Origin of the sequence: Parapedobacter deserti, assembly GCF_042646065.1 — a bacterium.
GTDB classification, from domain to species: domain Bacteria; phylum Bacteroidota; class Bacteroidia; order Sphingobacteriales; family Sphingobacteriaceae; genus Parapedobacter; species Parapedobacter deserti.
The window spans coordinates 1-18,524 of sequence record NZ_JBHRTA010000038.1 but is presented as its reverse complement, the minus strand read 5'-3'; the positions used below and the strand labels follow the sequence as shown (position 1 = coordinate 18,524).

General features: G+C 49.5%; 17 protein-coding genes. 12 read left to right on the top strand and 5 right to left on the bottom strand.

All coding sequences use genetic code 11. From position 1 onward, the window contains the following. Nucleotides 1-28 precede the first annotated feature (28 nt). Nucleotides 29-679, top strand: coding sequence for a tRNA (guanosine(46)-N7)-methyltransferase TrmB (gene trmB / locus ACFOET_RS12815; RefSeq protein ID WP_379023245.1), 651 nt, complete (start codon nt 29-31; stop codon nt 677-679). On the opposite strand, the gene trhO is transcribed toward trmB, so the two are convergent. Further along, the gene (gene trhO, locus ACFOET_RS12810) at nt 651-1,637 is read right to left on the bottom strand and encodes an oxygen-dependent tRNA uridine(34) hydroxylase TrhO (RefSeq protein WP_379023243.1); all 987 of its coding nucleotides are present in this window, start codon (nt 1,635-1,637) and stop codon (nt 651-653) included. The two genes, trmB and trhO, sit on opposite strands and share 29 nt — an antisense overlap. Before the next feature lie 190 nt (nt 1,638-1,827). On the opposite strand from trhO, the gene ACFOET_RS12805 reads away from it, so the two are divergent. From ACFOET_RS12805 to ACFOET_RS12765, 9 genes are all read left to right on the top strand, one after another. After that, on the top strand, nt 1,828-2,217 hold the full coding sequence (locus ACFOET_RS12805) for a DUF1801 domain-containing protein (protein ID WP_379023241.1): 390 nt from the start codon (nt 1,828-1,830) through the stop codon (nt 2,215-2,217). A gap of 173 nt (nt 2,218-2,390) precedes the next feature. Beyond that, nucleotides 2,391-2,708, top strand: coding sequence for an HPF/RaiA family ribosome-associated protein (locus ACFOET_RS12800; protein ID WP_379023239.1), 318 nt, complete (start codon nt 2,391-2,393; stop codon nt 2,706-2,708). A 98-nt stretch (nt 2,709-2,806) separates the two neighbouring features. Further along, nucleotides 2,807-3,136, top strand: a complete 330-nt coding sequence (locus ACFOET_RS12795; RefSeq protein ID WP_379023237.1) for a hypothetical protein — start codon at nt 2,807-2,809, stop codon at nt 3,134-3,136. A gap of 197 nt (nt 3,137-3,333) precedes the next feature. Next, nucleotides 3,334-3,741, top strand: coding sequence for a response regulator (locus ACFOET_RS12790; protein WP_379023235.1), 408 nt, complete (start codon nt 3,334-3,336; stop codon nt 3,739-3,741). A gap of 100 nt (nt 3,742-3,841) precedes the next feature. After that, nucleotides 3,842-6,391 carry a DUF5686 and carboxypeptidase-like regulatory domain-containing protein gene (locus tag ACFOET_RS12785; RefSeq protein WP_379023233.1) on the top strand — a complete coding sequence of 850 codons (2,550 nt, stop codon included), beginning with the start codon at nt 3,842-3,844 and terminating at the stop codon, nt 6,389-6,391. 16 nt (nt 6,392-6,407) lie between these two features. Beyond that, nucleotides 6,408-7,196 carry an enoyl-CoA hydratase/isomerase family protein gene (locus ACFOET_RS12780; RefSeq protein ID WP_379023231.1) on the top strand — a complete coding sequence of 263 codons (789 nt, stop codon included), beginning with the start codon at nt 6,408-6,410 and terminating at the stop codon, nt 7,194-7,196. A gap of 32 nt (nt 7,197-7,228) precedes the next feature. Continuing rightward, nucleotides 7,229-8,272, top strand: a complete 1,044-nt coding sequence (locus tag ACFOET_RS12775; RefSeq protein ID WP_379023229.1) for an AI-2E family transporter — start codon at nt 7,229-7,231, stop codon at nt 8,270-8,272. 78 nt (nt 8,273-8,350) lie between these two features. Continuing rightward, a complete protein-coding gene (locus tag ACFOET_RS12770; RefSeq protein WP_379023227.1) occupies nt 8,351-9,451 on the top strand; it encodes a DUF2891 domain-containing protein in 1,101 nt (366 codons plus the stop codon). An 87-nt stretch (nt 9,452-9,538) separates the two neighbouring features. Further along, on the top strand, nt 9,539-11,005 hold the full coding sequence (locus ACFOET_RS12765) for a glycine--tRNA ligase (RefSeq protein ID WP_379023226.1): 1,467 nt from the start codon (nt 9,539-9,541) through the stop codon (nt 11,003-11,005). 7 nt (nt 11,006-11,012) lie between these two features. On the opposite strand, the gene ACFOET_RS12760 is transcribed toward ACFOET_RS12765, so the two are convergent. Then, a complete protein-coding gene (locus ACFOET_RS12760) occupies nt 11,013-12,968 on the bottom strand; it encodes an alpha-L-fucosidase (RefSeq protein ID WP_379023224.1) in 1,956 nt (651 codons plus the stop codon). Between the two features lie 266 nt (nt 12,969-13,234). Here ACFOET_RS12760 and ACFOET_RS12755 point away from each other — a divergent pair, with 266 nt between their 5' ends. Further along, a complete protein-coding gene (locus tag ACFOET_RS12755) occupies nt 13,235-13,960 on the top strand; it encodes a DUF2490 domain-containing protein (RefSeq protein WP_379023222.1) in 726 nt (241 codons plus the stop codon). Nucleotides 13,961-13,998: 38 nt separating this feature from the next. Continuing rightward, nucleotides 13,999-14,163 (top strand): hypothetical protein, encoded by a 165-nt coding sequence (locus ACFOET_RS12750; protein ID WP_379023220.1) that lies wholly within the window; start codon nt 13,999-14,001, stop codon nt 14,161-14,163. A gap of 101 nt (nt 14,164-14,264) precedes the next feature. Here the strand turns inward: ACFOET_RS12750 and ACFOET_RS12745 are convergent, their stop codons facing one another. From ACFOET_RS12745 to ACFOET_RS12735, 3 genes are all read right to left on the bottom strand, one after another. Next, nucleotides 14,265-15,512, bottom strand: a complete 1,248-nt coding sequence (locus tag ACFOET_RS12745; RefSeq protein WP_379023218.1) for a YeiH family protein — start codon at nt 15,510-15,512, stop codon at nt 14,265-14,267. A gap of 48 nt (nt 15,513-15,560) precedes the next feature. Next, nucleotides 15,561-16,664, bottom strand: a complete 1,104-nt coding sequence (locus ACFOET_RS12740) for a formylglycine-generating enzyme family protein (protein ID WP_379023216.1) — start codon at nt 16,662-16,664, stop codon at nt 15,561-15,563. 133 nt (nt 16,665-16,797) lie between these two features. Continuing rightward, the gene (locus ACFOET_RS12735; protein WP_379023214.1) at nt 16,798-18,246 is read right to left on the bottom strand and encodes a phytoene desaturase family protein; all 1,449 of its coding nucleotides are present in this window, start codon (nt 18,244-18,246) and stop codon (nt 16,798-16,800) included. Nucleotides 18,247-18,524 lie beyond the last annotated feature (278 nt).

The window sequence follows — 18,524 nt, the reverse complement described above, 5'->3', positions numbered from 1 at the left end:
GCTTTGATAGAACATACGCGACGGGAACATGGGAAAAGACAAACTAAGAAAATTTGGGGAGATAGCCACATTCGCCAATGTCCTGCAACTGGATGAAGGCAAATCGATGAAAGGCCAATGGTCGGCAACACATTTTGGCAATGGCCATCCTATTGTACTGGAACTGGCCTGCGGGAAGGGTGAATACACGGTCAATATGGCTAAATTATTTCCCGACCGGAATTTCATCGGCATCGATTACAAAGGAAACCGTATCTGGCGCGGAGCCAAAACCGCACTGGAAGAAGGTATTGCCAACGTCGCATTTCTCAGGATTCAGATTGAAACCATATTGGATTATTTCGCCGAGGACGAGGTGTCCGAGATTTGGATCACCTTTCCCGACCCGCAGCCGCAGTTAAGCCGTGAAAAGAAACGACTGACCAATCCCGTCTTTCTGTCTAAATACCAACAAATCCTAACACCGCAGGGCATTATGCACCTGAAAACTGACAATGACATGCTATTCGCCTACACGTTGGAAAAGTTAGCGGAGCTGGAGTTGGCCGTACAGTTGCAGACGACAGATCTCTACCGTTCCGATATCGTCGATGAAGTGCTCTCCATCAAGACCTATTACGAACGGAAGTACCTCGCAACAGCCAAGAACATTAACTACGCAAAGTGGAGTTGGCGTTGAGCCGCTTGTGTTTGCGCTTGCTGATCTTTTCCACATTTACGGGCTGCGGTATCTTGACATAAAAGCCCGTGCCATCGTAAGGCCGTTTGCGCGGATGCTCCATGCACGTGTCGGAGCAGCACCCCTCCATCTTCCACCCGCACGATTCGCATTGCGTAAAATGTTCATTACACACCGGGTTGGCGCAGTTGATCATCCGGCTGGTGGTCGCTCCACAATTGTAGCAGGTAGACACCACTGTCGGGTTCACGGAGTTGACCTCTACGGTAACGCGATTGTCAAATACATAGCACTGACCTTCGAAATCTTTGCCGCCAGCCTCCTTGCCATATTTGATAATACCGCCATGAAGCTGGTAAACCTCCTTGAACCCTTCTTTGAGCAGCAGGGCTGACGCCTTTTCACACTTGATACCACCTGTGCAATAGGTGAGTATTTTTTTGTCTTTATACTTCGCCAGCTCGTTTATCTTTTCGGGAAACTCGCGGAAGTTCTCGATGTCAAGTGTCACCGCATTTTTGAAGCGCCCTACACTGTGCTCGTAGTTGGAGCGCACATCCAACAGGACCACGTCTTCTCGGTCTTTCATTTCGAGAAATTCTTTGGGAGCCAGATGCTTGCCGGTTTCCTTTGCCGGGTCAATCATATTCGGATCGCGTAGCCCCGAGTGGACGATTTCCGGTTTGTACCGGCAGTGCATTTTAATAAACGAGGGCTTTTCTTCCTCATCGATTTTAAAGTCGATCTTAGCAAACCTCGGATCGGCGTGTACGGCATCCATGTAGGCCTTGCAAGCTTCGCGAGTACCGGATACAGTGCCGTTGAGGCCTTCGTTCGCCACGATGATGCGCCCGACCAAGCCTAATGATTTACAGAAAGTAAGGTGATCTTCGGCAAACTGCTCTGCATTGTCGATGCGGCTGTAGCAATAGTACAGCAGGGTTTGGTATTTTTTCATATACTCATTGATACCGCTGCAAACGGCGTTTAATGTTTTCAGCTGCAAAGGTATGGATAATTGCTTTGTATGAGCAACTTTTTCCGAAAAGCTATTATTATGAGGCTTGCCTAATTCATGGCGCAAATTGCCACGGTGGTTGTCGCGCCTTCCTCTTGTACAAGCCCTTCGTCACTTGTATCTTTGGTGTATGAATGCAGCAATCAAAGCGTTTCACGACAGCTTACCCGGGGTGTACCAGCCCATCGCAGCCTTGCTATATGAGCACATCTGTACACGCCTGCCCGAAGCCGAGCACAAAATTTGGCATCGTCACCCAGTGTGGTTCCTTGATGGCAACCCGGTCGTGGGATACAGTACACGCAAAGACGGACTAAATTTGATGTTTTGGAGCGGGCAATCTTTTGACGAGGCCGATCTAAAACCTGAAGGTAAATTCAAGGCCGCAGAAATACGCTATGCAGCAATCTCGCAACTGAACATCATTGACCTACACCGATGGCTGGAAAAAGCCAGAAACATTCAATGGGATTACAAAAACTTGGTCAAACGTAAAGGTGCTTTGGAGCGATTGCGTTAGCGCTTTATACGGCTGCCCCTTCCAGATTTTTGGCAACCCACGGGCCAATGGTCACCTGCCTTGAAAGGAATGGCGTCAGTGTAGGACTACCGACTCCGCCGCAAAATGACATTTTTATGGCCTAACGGTTAAACCTTCACGATTCTTATTTGTAATATCGCAAAAAAAGAATCATGACTGTACAAATCAATTCAGACAAAAACATCGAAGTAACTGAAAGCTTCATCAGCAAAATCACGCAAGACATAAACGATACGCTGTCCCATTTTGAAGATTTTATCTCCCGAGTTGAAGTCTTTCTGGCCGACGAAAACAGCGCAAGACAAGGGAGCAACGACAAGCGTTGTACCATCGAGGTGCGCATAAAAAGCATGAAGCCCGAAGCTGTGACAGCTACGGCCGACAACATTGATGTGGCCTTCCGGCAAGCCACTGATAAGGTGCTTCAGTTGCTGAGGACTCGCACAGAAAAGATGAAAAGCCACTCGTAGGTAGCCAATCTTTTTTATACGCTATTTAATGATACCTGTCGGTCAACGCAAACAATTTTCGTGTCTGACTGTCTTATCTACAGTCAACATGATACAATATGAAACGGAAAACTTGTACTTTATTGGCGATAGTGATGATGGCATTCACTTTCGGCGAGACAGTGTCGGCCAAAGCGTTGGCCGACGATCCTGGGAAGAAAACGGAAATGACCGATGCAGAAATAGAGGCCAGGCTGGCTGAAATGCGTGCCCGGGTGGCCGAAATCAAGGCTATGGATAAATCCAGTTTAAGCAAGGTGGAACGTAAGGCCCTTAAAAAGGAATTAAGGGAAATGAACAAGCAGGCCAGAAAGTGGGGTTCAGGCGGTATATACTTGTCTGTAGGCGCTGTTATTGTGATCATACTTGTGTTGATATTGATTTTATAAGCGCCAACACATCAGTTGACACGCATCACCTCTAGTTAACTGGAAGACCCACGCAGGCAATCCGGGCTTGCTGCTTGCTCGTGTTGCTTCTCCCTGAATCACCCGGTCCGCAACACGTAAAGCCATACCGGCATTGGTGCTATCAATGGCATCGGAGGATATCATTCAGGCATGGAAATGCCTACGGCGGATAGCCGATGGAGAAAACAAAGGAGGATGTTGTGCAAAAGAAAATCGTGATTTTTGACGATGATGAAGACATATTGTCGATTTGTGAATATGTGTTGAGCCGAGAAGGCTGGGATGTGTATGCGTTTCGAGAGTCTAATGCGATTATCGAAAAAATAGCGCAGATTCGTCCATTGGTGATCATGATGGACAACCGCATCTCGGACGTCGGCGGAATTGAAGCAACACAACAGCTGAAGCAGTCGGAATACAAGGACATACCTGTTATCTTTTTTTCCGCGAATAGCGATATCAAACAGCTAACAGAAACCGCTGGAGCTGATGCCTTCTTAGCAAAGCCCTTTGATCTGAACACACTTAAGCAGGTGGTTGAAGATGTGGCGAGCAAGCACTTTGGCGACCTAACGGGAAACTAAGCGACCTGTCGGTCGACCGAGTGCATTTTTTGGGATTATCTGCTAAACAATTGTATCTTGCCCGCGTTTATGCTCGTTATAAAGAACGAGATGTGCTTTTATGAGGCTAACGCTACGACTTGCCACGTTAATGGGACTAGGGATAATAATTGGAATATTTACCTTTTCCTATACCTACGCCCAGACAGCCATTCGGGGGAAAGTGACCGATGCATCCACCGGGGAGGGCATCCAGGGCGTTACCGTATCGTTGCTGAACACCACCGTCGGAACATCGACGGACAGTCTGGGCCACTACAGCTTGACTTACGACGCCACCGCGTCACATATCCAATTCGATGCGTTGGGCTACAAGCCGGCAACTAGGCCATTACCCGACAACGGGCTACCCCTCAACGTGGAGCTGGAAGAGGATTTTCATACGCTTGATGAAGTCGTGATCAGCGGCAAAGGCCGATACCGCAATCGGAATAACCCAGCCGTAGATCTTATCAAGAAAGTCATCGAACATAAAAAGGTAAACCGTCTCTCTCGCTTTGATTACGTATCATATGAGTCCTACGAAAAAATTATGATGGCGGTAAGTGATCTGCCGAAATTCGTCTCCAATAGCGCGCTGACGCGGGGCTATCGTTTTGCCTTTGAAAACGTAGATACCACCTTGGTGCCGGGTCGCTCGCTCCTGCCTGTTTACTTAGAAGAGAACCTGTCAAAGCGGTACCAACGAATGTACCCAAAAGCACGGAAGACGGTTGTCACTGCCAGTAAAAAGACCGAACTCGACAAACGGTACATAAACAATGAAAACATTGAAACCTATTTTAAATTTATCCACGGTGACATCGATATTTATGAAAATAACATTCTCATCCTCAATAAACCTTTTCTCAGCCCTACGGCGGATGCGGCCTCCGTTTTTTACAAGTTCTTCATCACTGATACCATTTCAACCGCTGATGGACAATTTGTAGAGCTAACCTTCGTGCCACGCAATGAGGAAGACCGACTGTTTTCGGGCAAGCTGCAAATCTCCCTCGACGGCAACTACGGCATTCGCCGCGCAGATATTTGGATAGACCGACGAGCAAACCTCAACTGGGTGAATGATGTGAGCATCTCCCTGCGCTTCGGACGCCATAGCCGCACCGGTATATACCTGCTCACCTATTCCGATATGAAAATCAATTTTGGCCTCTACGAGGGTAAGCGTGGGGCTTTCGGCCAGCGAACACTTGTCCATAGCAATTATGACACCGAAACAGAAATACCGGCTAGCACCTTCAGCGGCCAGCAATGGGTGAAAACCGCGGATGCCAACCGCAGGACAGACAGCCAATGGGAACGCGAACGCCCGTTGCAGCTTACCGAAGTGGAGACTAAAACCTATACGAACATAGACAGTCTGCGAAATAACCGAGCTTTTAAGAGCACACTAAAGCTCGGATACCTCCTCGCCCAGAGCTATGTGAATGCAGGGCCGGTGGAGTTCGGCCCACTAGAATATTCATACAGCTACAATGACCTTGAGGGCAGTCGCATCAGACTGAGCGGACGCACCACCCGCCAGTTTTCTGAAAAGCTTTATGCCGAAGCATACACCGCGTATGGGTTTCGCGACGAGCGGTTGAAATTCTTTGGCGGCGTAGCTCATACACTCAACCGGAAGCGTATCGCGGAATACCCGGCACATTACCTGCAGGCCACTTATCAGCAGGACGTACGCGAACCGGGTCAGTTGCTGGGATTCCGAAATGGTGACAGTTTTTCCCGCTCGTTCCGCACCGGCGAGCAGGATAAATGGTCTTACCACGACGTCTTTAGGCTCAACCATGTCATTGAGTTTGGCAACCATATGCGGCTCCAGACATTTTTTGCTTCACAACGACAGAACCCTGCAGCAAATCTGCATTTCGTCGCTGCTGGACCCAAACCCGACACAATTAATATACTGCAGACCTCTGAATTAGGTATAGACTTACGCTGGGCACCGAATGAAGAATTTTTCCAACGCAACCTCGAACGGTCGCCCATCGTCAACGAGTACCCCGTATTTAACCTTCGCTACAACATGGGCATAAAAGGTCTTTTCGGAGGGGAATACAACTACCACGCGCTGCGGCTGGATGTCTCAAAACGTGTGTTCCTTTCGCAACTGGGTTTGGCCGACATCAGCGTGGGTACGGGATATATATTCGGCTCGGTGCCATTTCCGTTGCTCGATATTCCAAACGCCAGCCAAACGTACATACTGGCGCCGGACTCCTACGCATTGCTGAACGATCTAGAATTCGTAAGCGACCAGTATATCAAGTTGAGTATCGAGCATCGACTTCACGGTTTCATTCTGAATAAGATTCCGCTGTTGAAAAAGCTGAAGATACGCGAATTGGCGGGCTTCAAGTTGCTTTATGGAAACGTGCGCCCAGAAAACCGTCCCGAGTACAACCCGATGGTTTTCATGTTACCGACGAATGCCCAGGGTGATGCGACAACCTTCACCCTTGAACGCAAACCCTATATGGAGGCCAGCGCTGGAGTAGAAAATATTTTGAACGTATTGCGTGTGGAATATGTAAGGAGATTGTCGTATCTTAACCATCCGGATGTAGACCGTGGCGGATTCCGTTTCAGTTTGAAAGTTGATTTCTAATCCACAGCCCATAATTATGATGACATACAAACACTTGTTAATCGAGGACTACAGCAGTTTACGGCGTATCGTTATCAACAGAGAGAGCAAGCTTAACGCGTTGAACACACCTCTTCTTGCTGACTTGCACCGAGCACTTACCGATGCATTGGACGACGACACCATACGGGGCGTCATACTGACTGGCGCAGGCCCTAAAGCATTTGTGGCAGGTGCAGACATCACCGAATTTTCGTCGTTCGACCCTTCTCAGGGGCGAGCGCTTGCCCTCGATGGCCAGACTAAGGTGTTTGACCGGATACACAACGCCGGAAAGCCCGTCGTTGCGGCGATCAACGGCTATGCGTTGGGCGGTGGTCTGGAGCTTGCACTGGCCTGCCATATCCGGGTTGCAGCATCCCATGCCAAATTGGGCCTGCCGGAGGTTTCACTTGGACTTATCCCGGGATATGGCGGCACCCAAAGGCTTACTCAGTTGGCCGGAAGGGCAAGGGCAATGGAAATGATTCTTACAGGCGGCATGATTTCCGCAGCAGAAGCATACGACTATGGCATTGTGAACCATGTGGTGGAGCCCGACGAGCTGCTTGCCAAAGCAGAAGGCATTCTCCAGCAAATCGCAGAGCGCTCGCCAAACGCAATCCGGGCGGCGATCCGGGCGGTCAACGCCAGCCTTGGCCATGTAAAAAGCGGGTTTGCAACGGAAATTGAAGAATTTGGTGCATGCTTTGGCACCCCCGACTTCAAGGAGGGCGTGGATGCTTTTTTAGCGAAACGAAAACCAAACTTCAAATCTGACGTTTAGTCGTAAACGGCCGCTCATGTATGCCCACTTCTGTGTTTAATCAAAAAGAACGTAATATCATTACGCTTGTATTGCTGATACTGCTTGGCGCAACGATCGCCTACGCGGTACGGGGCATTATTGGCGCACTGCTGGGCACCATGGTGATGTACACCATCTTTAGGCCGCTGAACATCTGGATGGTTGAACGGTTGAAATGGCGAAGGTCAATTGCCGCTGTCACCATTATGGTTATTTCTTTTGTCATCATTGTACTGCCCTTTTTGGGAATAGGCACCATGCTGACGAATAAGATAATAACGTTAGTTAAAAATCCTCAGTGGATAGAAAATACGGTGAATACAATTAATGAGTATGCCGGTGACAAGCTGGGAAAACCGGATTTGCTTCAGGAACAGCTCGAAAAAAGTGCGTCGTACCTCGGCGGTCTACTCACGTCGCTGCTCAGTGGCGCGGCAAGCCTTTTCCTGGACATTGCGGTCATGTACTTCTTGCTGTACTTCATCTTTGCCAATTTCAGGGGATTTGAACGCGGCTTGCTCCGCTACTCGCCCTTTAAGGAGGAAAACGCTATGCGCTTCGGCCTCGAACTACGTAACATCACATATTCCAACGTGCTGGGCCAGACCCTGATTGCCATCGTGCAGGGTGGCGCGCTGTCGCTGGGCTTTTGGATATTCGGCTTTGACGATCCGCTCTTTTGGGGAGTGATCTGTGCCATCCTCTCGTTCATACCCCTGCTTGGGCCGCCCCTCATTTTTTTGCCCGCTGCGGTCTACGCATTTACGCAAGGAGATAACGTAGCCGCTATAGGCTTGCTGGTATACGGCTTTGTGGTAGTAATCAATATTGATAATGTACTGCGCCTGATCATTGCCAAAAAAGTCGGTGATATACATCCGATTATTACCGTGGTTGGCGTTATTATCGGCCTGCCCTTGTTCGGTTTAATGGGGTTAGTTTACGGACCATTACTACTGTCGTATTTCCTAATCACGGTACGGATTTATGAAACGAATAAGCGGGGAGATGATGCACCTCCGGACAACTTTGTCGTACGCAACAAGAAATCTTAACCGATCCAACGTTAAACACGGTAAAAGGCTATGTATTTAGCCGTATACTGATATCTTTGCCTGTTGATTTTCATGGTTATGCGCAATCTTATCTTTCCACTCGTTGTCGTGTTGACCTGCGGGGTCTGCAAGGCACAGCCCGGAGTTCACTACCAAACAATTGGAGACCGGTTCACCCTTACATTGGAAGGGGCCTCGCATCTCGCTCAGCTGCCGCTTCATTGCATCCAACAACCTTATCCGTACAAAACAGGGGTGGTCTTTGTCGACTCCTCACTGGTCCGTCCGCCCATTGACTATCATCCCGCTTTCTACGGATGCTTTGACTGGCACAGCAGCGTACATGGGCATTGGATGTTGATAAGGCTACTCAAGCTTTTTCCGGATTTGCCAGAAGCCGCAGAAATTAAAAGTACATTGTCGGAAAACCTGAGTGCGGAAAATATCGCGACTGAAGTGAAGCTTTTCACAGCACTCAACAAGAGCTTTGAGCGGACATATGGATGGGCATGGCTGTTGCAACTTCAAGCCGAACTGTTATCATGGGATGATCCGGTTGGCAGAAAATTAAGCCGGAATCTCCAGCCAATGGCTGACTTAATTTCACAATCATACAAAGAATACTTACCCAAGATAAATTATGCTATACGGGTGGGCGAACACTCGAACTTGGCTTTTGGGTTGAAGCTCGCATATGACTATGCTGCTCAGGTCAATGACATAACGTTAAAGGAGGTCATCCGCAGCACGGCCCTTCGTTTCTACGCGAGCGACACGGACTGTCCGATCAGCTGGGAACCGGGAGGCGCGGATTTCCTAAGTCCCTGCCTTGAAGAGGCCGACCTGATGTGGCGGATATTGCCCCCCGCCGAATACAGGAAATGGGTAAAAAGATTTCTGCCATCGCTTTTCAAAAAATCCGTCACCCTGGAAACAGGCACGGTAAGTGACCGCACCGACGGTAAGCTCGTGCACCTCGATGGGCTGAACCTTAGTCGTGCTTGGTGCTTGTATGGTATTGCCAAACATGCAGGTAGAAACGAAAAGGTACTTTTTTCGTTGGCAAAAACACATTTAGAAGCTGCACTGCCGCATGTAGCAAGCGGAGACTACATGGGGGAGCACTGGCTGGCATCTTTCGCTGTCTATGCGATTACGGCACAGCAATTAGCCCCGTGACCGCTTAATTCAGGCTGCTTGCTCCAGCCCATTTTTGTTTAAGATGTATTCGCGAATACAAAGCATTTTGGCTATGTTTGCCGTCTTATGAGCAAGCAAACAGACGATTTCTTTAAGAATGTGGTTTCGCACGCAAAGGAATATGGCTTTGTATTTCCTTCAAGCGAGATATATGATGGCCTCAGCGCTGTATACGATTATGGACAGCTGGGTGCCGAACTTAAAAACAACCTGAAGACGTATTGGTGGAAGGCCATGGTGCAGCTCCATGAGAACATTGTGGGTATCGATGCGGCAATTTTCATGCATCCAACCACCTGGAAGGCGTCTGGCCACATAGACGGCTTCAATGATCCGATGATAGACAATAAAGACTCAAAAAAGCGCTACCGCGCGGATCAACTCATCGAAGATCAAATTGCACGTTATGAGGCCGATGGCAAAACGGAAGTTGCGCAGCAGCTGCAAACCGACCTTGATGCGGCACTGAATAGCGACGACCTGCCCCGGCTGAAGGCGATCATCGAACAACATAACATCGTCTGCCCAATATCCGGCACCAAAAACTGGACGGAAGTGCGCCAGTTTAACCTCATGTTTTCGACGAAGATGGGTGCTTCCGCTGAAGACGCCGAAATGGTGTATCTGCGTCCGGAAACCGCTCAGGGTATCTTCGTTAATTTTTTGAACGTTCAGAAAAGCGGAAGGATGAAGATACCATTCGGCATCGCCCAGATTGGAAAGGCATTCCGCAATGAGGTTATCGCGCGCCAGTTCATCATGCGTATGCGGGAGTTTGAGCAGATGGAAATGCAGTTCTTCGTGCGCCCAGGCACCGAGCTAGAATGGTATGGTAAATGGAAGGAAAACCGATTGAAATGGCACCTTGCCATCGGGGGTGACCCAGCGAGGTACCGCTATCATGACCACGTTAAGCTGGCGCATTATGCCAATGCCGCAGTGGATATCGAATACGACTTCCCGTTTGGATTCAAAGAAGTGGAAGGCATCCACTCCCGCACAGATTTCGATCTCAGCCAACATCAAAAATATTCAGGTAAAAAATTGCAGTACTTCGACCCCGAAGTCAATCAGAACTATGTGCCTTATGTCATTGAGACATCGATCGGCTTGGATCGGCTGTTCCTCACCGTGTTATGCAATTCGTTTGAGGAGCAGGATTTGAGTACCGACGACAAAAAGGATTCCCGGTCGGTACTGCGCTTTCACCCTGCACTGGCCCCTGTAAAGGCAGCGGTGCTGCCTCTTACCAAGAAAGATGGACTGCCCGACAAGGCAAGGCAGATCCTCAACCGGCTTAAGATCGATTACAACGTACAATACGATGAAAAAGACTCCATCGGAAAACGTTATCGAAGACAGGATGCTATAGGCACCCCCTTCTGCATCACTGTTGACTACCAGTCATTAGAAGACGACACCGTTACCTTACGTCACCGTGACAGCATGGAACAGGAACGGGTGGCCGCTTCCGAGCTGGAGGAGATTATCAGCAACTTGGTGGGGTGGCGAAATCTATTGGGCGCACTATAGCTCTCCCTTAATATACCTCGATTTCCGCAATCGAAATCGGAACCGGTTGGTAAGGAGCGTTAGCAACAGCTGAAACCGTAAAGCGAAAGTAACGCGCCTGGAGCTGTCTCCCCAACGCAACGTGTTGGGCAATCGGATTGGCCACAATATTGGAAAACTCACCGGCAGCCGCAATCTCCCAAATCGTGCCGTCTGCACTGGTCTCGAAAGTGTAATGGCTTATGAGTCCTTCCGCATTGCCGTCCTGTCTGGGAACGTAGCTGAAACCGCTGATGGTCTCCGCTTGTCCCATATCGACCTCGAAATGCGCAGGCAGCTGCGTGGCGGACGTATACCAAAACGTTTCCCACTTTCCGTCAATAGCCAGCCGCGAATCCCCGCCCTCAAACTGGCTGCCAACGGCCGTCCATAGCGCGCGGCTAAGCGGGGTTCGGTATACATCTTGTATACGATAAGCTACTTGGGCTTCCCTGAACAACCCAAAATCACTTAGTGCTATGGCAACCGGCGCGAATAAGCGCAATCGAAGCTGCTTGGCTGTAACAGGCTCATCTAAACGGATAATTCTACTAGACCCTATACTAGTGGCCATGGCCAAAGGTACCCAATCGTCAGCTTGCCGCACATCCACCCACACACTATCCAGCCGTTGGCCCAACTTGATGTTTTCGCGCAAACGAATGAGATCGAACGTCGTTTCATTTTTCAGCGAAATGACCAATTCAGGCGAAGTTTCCTCGTCGTCCGTTGCCCAATAGCTGTACCGGTCGTTGTCCAGCAGATGAAGAGGGCCAAATTCCCTTTCTTGCCTATCGCGGATATTCGATGCCTCGAATGTGCTGCCCAAGGCTAGATTTTCCCCGAATGTTTTCGACAGCTTCTCCCCAAAAGCCTTCAACGAAGTGACATCGTTTGTGTGCAATATCCCATCGGTAGTTGGTGCAAGGCCGAGGTTAAAAGCAGCACCCCGACCCACACTTTTGAGGTAAAGGTCAAACAGCTGGTCAGGAGTCTTCACCTGATGGTCCTGTTCGGGATGATAAAACCAACCCGGACGATGCGGCACATCGCATTCAGCAGGTATCCAATACCGGCCATCGCGCTGCCCGGTTCCCAAAAATCTTTCGTCGATATGCCCAGGGGCAGGCTTGCCTCCATCGGGGGCAAGCGGCGTAAATGTTGCCCAGCAGGTTTCTCCTGCAATTCCTTTTTCGTTGCCCACCCAACGTACATCGGGGCCGATATCACTGAAGATTACCGCTGAAGGCTGCATATCGCGGGTAATAGGCCAGGTCTTCTCTTCCCATTCGTAATAAATGGAGCGGTCGATCCGGCGCATTTCATTAGCACCGCCGTAGTATCCGTCACCGCCATTTGCTCCATCGTGCCAACTGGTAAACAACTCGCCGTAACCGTTGTATAATTCGCGCAATTGCTCGCGATAAGCGTCGGCATACTTCTCATTGCCGTATTCCGGATGGTTGCGGTCCCAAGCAGATACGTAAATCCCGAATTGCATTCCCTGCTTACGAGCCGCCTGTTCAAACTCCCTCACCATATCACCCTTCCCATTACGCCAAGGGCTATGAGCAATGCTGTATGCTGTGGTTTTAGTGGGCCAAAGACAAAAGCCATCGTGGTGTTTGGCTACAGAAATCAATCCGTTGAACCCGGCGGATCTAGCCGCTTCGGCAATTTGGTTGGCATCAAATTTCTGCGGATTGAACAGCTCAACGGGTGCATCCCCAAATCCCCATTCCTTGTTCTGAAATGTGGTCGGAGTGAAATGAATCAGGCAATACATTTCCATTTCATGCCAATTTAATTGAGCGGGTGTGGGTATTGGGCCATAGGGAGCCGGTTCATCTGCCAATTGCGTACCGGATGATGGATTGCACGCACCTGCCAAGAAAATAACCCCTGGCAATAATTGATTTAAGAAACTACGAAACATCTGCATCATATGGTTATATCATGCATAAAGATAAAAGTTTGTTGAATAACGAGTCCTTTTTTCAAAAAAAAGGTGTTAGGCCGAAATGTTATGAAGCTTAATCGCTACAATATTTCGTGAAGCAAAACCTTTGCAGGGGGGCAGGCTACCTATTTAAATACCGTCCTTATCGAACCGACAAGGCGTTAAATTCTTCCTACCGAATTTTGTTTTTTTTTATTACTTTAAGGGCGCTAAAAAAATAACTCAGCAATAAAAACAAACAGTTAGAAAACATGGATTTACCGTTGCAACATGCTGTTCGGAAATGGGGACTAATCGTAATATTTATACAGCTCTCCCTGTACGCACAGGCCCAAGACCACACCTTCAACAGTTGGTTCGCCTGGTTCAATAATGTCAAGTTTTCGGAGAGATGGGGGATGAACAACGACATCCAATTCCGGGCAGGAAAAGACTGGAATAGCAGTTCGCTCCTGCTGATCCGGCCGGGAGTTAACTATTATATCAATGAACGGCACACCGCGTCTATGGGTTATGCTACTACATTAGTGACCAACGAGCTATCCGACAATAGCCGACGGCTAACCGAACACCGCATTTGGCAGCAATATATTATCAGCGATAAACTACTGGGATTCTCCGTCCAGCACCGCTTTCGGCTGGAACAACGATTTCTTAAACGGCCGGATGAAACGGCTTTTGCCCAACGAGCAAGGTATTTCATCCGCGGTATTATTCCGGTTAATTCCCCTCTTGAAAAAAAATTTGACCGCGGTTTGTTTATATCGCTTCAGAACGAACTTTTTTTCAATATTCAAAACAAAAACACGCTCAATGGGCGATTTTTCGATCAAAACCGCGCTTATCTCTCATTTGGATATCGGCTTTCTCCCCGATTTGATCTTGAGGCAGGGTACATGAACCAATTTCTACTTCGGAATACCGCACCCAACGCCTTTGTGCACATCGGGCAAATTGGCTTTTATTCACGATTATGACGATGTCTTGACAATCACATTAACCAACGATAAACCCGATGCCAGTAAAGCAACCGCAGGCGGGAAATTATTCGTCTCTGGCCGCGGATACGACGAACTGGATTATGCTGCATCATATAACATCGAATGGGCTATTGTGCACGGCATTCCGGCGCAATTTCCTTCCCCGGTTTGCAGCTATCACCGTCAGGCACCCCGTATGATCGATTTTAGGCTCCACTGTCGAGCTTCATCGCGACGTAAAGCGTATCCGGCGGCTTTTTACATATTTAGAGCACGCCGGCCAATTATTGGTTCCTTCACGTCAACCAAATAGCCACCAGGCGATGGCCAAAGTAACAAGTATATTGAACGCCTGCGCTATAAGAAACGCCCAAAAAGGCTTTGCACTGTTATTACCTAATAAGTCCTTGAAGTTTGTTTCCAAGCCGATGCTTGTAAACGCTAGCGCAAACCACAGTCCTTGAATGTTTTTTAGACCGCTCCTTACCTGATTTACCGTACTCGGTTCCAATGCAAAAGAAAACAACAGGGACGCGGCTAAAAAGCCTAGAACAAATTTCGGAAACCGCTCCCAAATCATCCGGAGTCCCGGCTTTTCTATCTGTCCGTTATCTGGTGCACCGCGATAGGTCCAGTAGACGGAAATTGCTAATGCAGCGATGCCAAGCAGCACGTTCTGTGAAAACTTGACAATTGTACTGATCTCCAGCGCCCGTTCGCCGACCAAGCTACCCGAAGCAACCACCGCGCCCGTTGTATCGATGCTTCCCCCCAACCATGCGCCGGTCATTTCCTCTGAAAAGCCGAACTTACGAGCCACGTAAGGCATGGCAATCATCATGGGAATTGCTGTGATCAAAACCATCGACACCACGTATGACAGCTTCTTGGAATCACCCCTGATTGCACCCGCCGTTGCGATGGCTGCCGAAACGCCACAGATGGAGACCGCACTCGATATCATCATCGTCAATTCCTTATCGACTTTCAGTTTCCGACAGAGCCAAAAGGCAAAATACCATACCGACAGTACGACAATCAGCGACTGCACGAGCCCCAGTGAGCCCGCTTTCAGAATGTCTGAAAAAATCACACTCGTTCCCAACAGTACCAATCCGATCTTTACAAGCAGCTCCGCATTGAGCGATGCCCTGAACCACTCCGGTAACCTAAACAAGTTGCCCACCAAAAGTCCAATGAACAGACTAAAGATAACAGTCTCCAATCCTAAGTCGCGCAACGTTGCATTTCCCGCCAGCAACAATGCCCCCACGGTAAGCGCGAATACCATAGGAAAGCCTGAAAGTTGGGGCCTGGCAGGCCTCCCAACCATGGCCGCTCCTACAATGACAATGACATAAGCAAAGAAAAATTGATAAAGGACACTTAGCAAATTGCCGGTCGAAAACAATGATTGCAGTGCATCATGGTCAGTCCATTTGTAATTCGGCATCGGAATGGCAAGTCCTCCGATAGTCGAAAAGATGATAACAAACCCCAATATCACAACGGCCCAATCTTCAGTGAGCCTTTGTCTAGCTAATGACATGTATAAATAATTTCAATATAGCAATCCATCGGCAGGAGCAGCAGTGGGTCAATTTGCCGGAGGGGGATCATCACTCACACATCTGAACCCAAGGTTATTACTAGCACTGCTCACCTCGCCTTTGCCACGGCTGCCTGCAATGTACCGTTCACAATATTGTTCGTTACACAGAAATGACCCACCTCGCTGCACACGTTTTACCAGTCCAGGTTCCATAGGGTCGTAGCTATCTGATGGCCCCTGGGGATTTTTGCCGTGGCTATTGCTATAAAAGTCGGGCCTATAATAATCAGCACACCACTCCCACACGTTGCCGTCCATATCGTACAAACCAAAGGCATTCGGCGCGTACGATTTGACGGGCGCCAGCCCGCGGTACCCGTCTTCAGCTGCATCATTGGTTGGAAAATCACCCTGATAAACGTTCGCGACCCACTTTCCGCCTGGCTTCAGCTCATCGCCCCAATAATACTTGCTGTTGGGTTTGCCGCCACGCGCAGCATATTCCCATTCCGCCTCTGTAGGAAGCCGCTTGCCCGCCCATTTGGCGAAAGCCGCCGCATCCTCATAGGCAATGTGCACTACTGGTTCGTTCTCCCGCCCGCTTATGCTGCTCCCAGGGCCCTCGGGCTGCCGCCAATTCGCACCCACAACGTACCGCCACCACTGAAGGTGATTGCTTAAGCCCGCAACCCGCGCTGGCGGTGTAAATACCGCCGAACCGGGTTGCAATGCATCAAGTGGCACATCGGGAAAGTTCTTCGGATCCAGCGGTCGCTCAGCCACCGTCTGATAGCCTGTCGCTGCCACGAACCGGGAAAATTGTGCATTAGTCACCTCATGCTCATCCATCCAAAAGCCATCTACAGTCACTTTGTGAACCGGGCTCGCGTCAGCGAAATCCTCAGATCCCATTTCAAACTCCCCACCCTCGATGTAAACCATCCGGGCATCGTCAGCTCCGAGGAAGCTGTGTGAAGCCCTGGACTCCGCTATTGCCGCTGCCCGCGACGGAATACCATGAGCGACGCAGGTAGCTGCACTGTCTGTACTTACCATACGCCCTGCATCGCTGTCACTGCTGGACGGCTGGTTGCAGGCGACCAGGAGCGTTACTGACGCCGCAAACATAATCTTGGTTCTTAATACCATAATTCCTTATCCATCAAATTTTTATGTGCTACACCGCCTTATGCGCAGCACCGCGAAGGTTTCCAGTGTATTATTTTCTACCCACCGGCCGTATTGTTAGGTCACAAACGCACTAAAGTTACGAATTTGACTTCTAACGTGAAAGAGCCACGTCGATTTTAAAGACATCCTTTAATGCCTGTCTAGCGGCATGATAGCCTCCCATACCATGCACCCCTCCCCCCGGCGGGGTGGAGGCTGAGCAGATGTATATGCCTTTGGCTGATGTGCGGTAGGGCGAAAAACGAAGTGCCGGACGGTTAAACAGCTGCGCAATATTAATAACGCCACCGTTTATGTCGCCGCCAATATAATTCGGGTTATAGCGTTCCATGGCTGCCGTATTAACAGCATTAATACCCAGGATAATATCCTGAAAACCAGGAGCAAAACGCTCAACTTGCGCCGTTATCCTATCGGTCATGTCCTGAATCGAGCCATTAGGCACATGGCAATACGCCCATCCGGTGTGACGGCCGGTTGGTGCCCTGCTTTCGTCAAATAGGCTTTGCTGCGCAAACAGGACAAATGGACGATCAGGATGCTTCCCCTGCCAGACTTCCCGTTCACCCCGGGCTATTTCTTCAAATGTACCCCCAAGATGTACCGTGCCGGCCCTGCGGGCTGTCTCAGCTGTAAACGGAACAGGTTCACTCAACGCCCAGTCTACCTTAAACACGCCCATGCCATATCGATGACGGTTCAATTGCCATCGATAAAATGGAGAAAGCCTTTCACCACAAATATCAAGCAGTTGCCGGGGTGACAGATCAAAAAGGATCACGCTAGCTTGAGGAAGATTATCCAGCTTCTCCACCATGGTGTCGGTCTGTATGGTGCCGCCAAGCGAATGAAAATAACCTCCCAACGCATCTGCAATACGTTGGGAGCCGCCTCTTGATAAAGGCCATCCGTCACGGTGTCCCGCAATCGTCAAGACAAAACCAATGGCCGAAGAGGTAAACGCCTCCAACGGTATCATCCCATGCGCTGCTATACCAGCCCATAATCCCCGTGCTTCCTTGCCCTTATATCGAGCCGCGATCCCTTTGCCCGACTGAAGTGACTTCATGCCAAATAAAGCCAACCGTCTGGGATTTAGAGGCATTTTAAGCATCGGCCCTAAGACGTGATGTTCAATAAGTGGCCACGCCTTCACTAAGGGAGAAAAGAGTTTACGGTATGTTGCCCCGTCATCACCGAGCCCCTCGGCGGTTGCGTTCAGCGACTGATAAAGCGCTGCCGCATTACCGTCATCAAAAGGGTGCGCGGCCAGCACTTCCGGATGGATATATTCCAACCCGAATTCTTGCAACGGCAGTGACTTCAGAAACGGCGATGCCGCACCCATCGGATGAATAGCCGCGCATACATCATGCTGAAACCCTGGCAGGGTAAGCTCACCGGTGCGCATACCACCCCCAATAGTTGACTTGCCCTCCAACAGCAGTACCGACAATCCTTCCCGCTGCAACGTAATTGCTGCCGCTAAACCATTTGGCCCGGATCCAACCACTACCGCATCATATCGCTTTGTTTCCATATTAACCTGTTTCAGGATCAACCTGTTTCAGGGCTAATTTACGGATCAAACCTGACAATAGCGGAACAAATAAGATACCCGCAGCTCTCCAATTTAGCTATGACGTAAATAAATGGAGCCTGCCACACTGGATTGTTGGGCTTAGGTACAAATTGAAGCAGGAATCGCAAAAAAAAAAAAGCCCCTTTGCGAACGCAAAGGGGCTTAATAAAATCCGGCACCGACCTACTCTCACGCCTGTTACGGCAATACCATCGGCTCTGGCGGGCTTAACTGCT

Coding starts and splice junctions, on each gene's coding strand:
- trmB (WP_379023245.1), top strand. CDS start 29: ATGGGAAAAGACAAACTAAGAAAATTTGGGGAGATAGCCACATTCGCC.
- trhO (WP_379023243.1), bottom strand. CDS start 1,637: ATGAAAAAATACCAAACCCTGCTGTACTATTGCTACAGCCGCATCGAC.
- ACFOET_RS12805 (WP_379023241.1), top strand. CDS start 1,828: ATGAATGCAGCAATCAAAGCGTTTCACGACAGCTTACCCGGGGTGTAC.
- ACFOET_RS12800 (WP_379023239.1), top strand. CDS start 2,391: ATGACTGTACAAATCAATTCAGACAAAAACATCGAAGTAACTGAAAGC.
- ACFOET_RS12795 (WP_379023237.1), top strand. CDS start 2,807: ATGAAACGGAAAACTTGTACTTTATTGGCGATAGTGATGATGGCATTC.
- ACFOET_RS12790 (WP_379023235.1), top strand. CDS start 3,334: ATGGAGAAAACAAAGGAGGATGTTGTGCAAAAGAAAATCGTGATTTTT.
- ACFOET_RS12785 (WP_379023233.1), top strand. CDS start 3,842: ATGAGGCTAACGCTACGACTTGCCACGTTAATGGGACTAGGGATAATA.
- ACFOET_RS12780 (WP_379023231.1), top strand. CDS start 6,408: ATGATGACATACAAACACTTGTTAATCGAGGACTACAGCAGTTTACGG.
- ACFOET_RS12770 (WP_379023227.1), top strand. CDS start 8,351: ATGCGCAATCTTATCTTTCCACTCGTTGTCGTGTTGACCTGCGGGGTC.
- ACFOET_RS12765 (WP_379023226.1), top strand. CDS start 9,539: ATGAGCAAGCAAACAGACGATTTCTTTAAGAATGTGGTTTCGCACGCA.
- ACFOET_RS12760 (WP_379023224.1), bottom strand. CDS start 12,968: ATGATGCAGATGTTTCGTAGTTTCTTAAATCAATTATTGCCAGGGGTT.
- ACFOET_RS12755 (WP_379023222.1), top strand. CDS start 13,235: ATGGATTTACCGTTGCAACATGCTGTTCGGAAATGGGGACTAATCGTA.
- ACFOET_RS12750 (WP_379023220.1), top strand. CDS start 13,999: ATGCCAGTAAAGCAACCGCAGGCGGGAAATTATTCGTCTCTGGCCGCG.
- ACFOET_RS12745 (WP_379023218.1), bottom strand. CDS start 15,512: ATGTCATTAGCTAGACAAAGGCTCACTGAAGATTGGGCCGTTGTGATA.
- ACFOET_RS12740 (WP_379023216.1), bottom strand. CDS start 16,664: ATGGTATTAAGAACCAAGATTATGTTTGCGGCGTCAGTAACGCTCCTG.
- ACFOET_RS12735 (WP_379023214.1), bottom strand. CDS start 18,246: ATGGAAACAAAGCGATATGATGCGGTAGTGGTTGGATCCGGGCCAAAT.